Consider the following 1,197-nt stretch of genomic DNA (forward strand, 5'->3'; position numbering starts at 1 on the left):
TAACATCGTTACCTTTTGTAGGACAACATTTTGTAGGCACTTATGATAGTTTTGAAAAAAAGGTAATGCAAAAGAAATGTCAAAAGGTGAGTTGGCTGCATATAAAAAAGCGAAGAAGATGTTTAATCAATTCAATATATTCACTACTGATAAAGATCTAACAGGACTTGATGATACGATAAGTGCTTTTATCAAAAAACTTAATAAAAAAGCTAAAGCTGATAAAGCATCAAAAGCGAAAAAAGGCTCTAAATCTACTAGTAAATCATCGAAAAGTGTTAAAGGGGATTCAGATGCTTCTGCCAAAAAAGGACATGGTGGCTCTGGAGGTTCGGGCAAGAAGATAAAGATACAACCGGAAGCTGTACGTGCTATTGTAAGTAATCTACGTGATCGAATACATAAATATGATGATGTACTAAGAACCATTGAGGAATATGAAAGGGAGACAAAGAAAAGCTCCCAACGCATCCTAGACAAATATGAATCTGAATTGTTGAGTGGTTCCCATAAATTTATAAGTCCGAATGATTTGGCCGAGTATATGGAAGCCCTAGCACAAAGAGGGTCTGTAGGGAACTTAGAATTTTATGATAATCATTTAATGGAACAAGTAACGCAAGATATACATCAAAATAAAAAAGCGTTACTACAATTTGCAGAAAAACTAGAATATGCAGCAGATAAATTTGAAGAAAAAGATTTAGAGGAAAGCGATGTATTTGGACTATTTAGTTAGGGGTGACATAGATGAGTTCGAAAGATGCAGAAAAGAAACAAAGAGAATTGGCGAGACTGGAACAATTAAAACAAGCTATGCGATCAGAAACAGAAAGTATGGTAGAGCAAGCCAAATCAGATGTAGAAACACGTAAAAACGACATTCAACAAATCATTGAAGTCATCAACAGTGCAGGGCAAGAATTAGATGAAGTATTTGAGGGCGAAGCAAGTGAAGCTGCACAAACAAATGTAACGAAATTAAAAAGTAAGAATATTGATATGAATACAGATTTTGAATTCTTAGTCGACTCATTTGAAGTATATTAAGCAAAGCCCACCCATCAGCAGAAGTGTTGGTGGGTGTTTTTACATTAAATAGAGGTCAATAACATAAATAAGCTACGGACACACCAATTTTCATTAATATAGGTGAGTGGAATGAGGAAGATGAAGAATTAGACAATGAGGTAAATA

General features: G+C 34.6%; 1 protein-coding gene and 1 pseudogene. Both read left to right on the forward strand.

Annotation, left to right across the window (positions count from 1 at the left end; genetic code table 11):
* Positions 1-739: pseudogene (locus tag HMPREF2663_RS09725) on the forward strand (hypothetical protein); the annotation flags it as partial.
* A gap of 11 nt (positions 740-750) precedes the next feature.
* On the forward strand, positions 751-1,050 hold the full coding sequence (locus tag HMPREF2663_RS09730; protein ID WP_002457245.1) for a hypothetical protein: 300 nt from the start codon (positions 751-753) through the stop codon (positions 1,048-1,050).
* The last annotated feature ends 147 nt before the right edge of the window (positions 1,051-1,197 follow it).

This window comes from Staphylococcus sp. HMSC077D08, assembly GCF_001837945.1.
GTDB classification, from domain to species: domain Bacteria; phylum Bacillota; class Bacilli; order Staphylococcales; family Staphylococcaceae; genus Staphylococcus; species Staphylococcus epidermidis.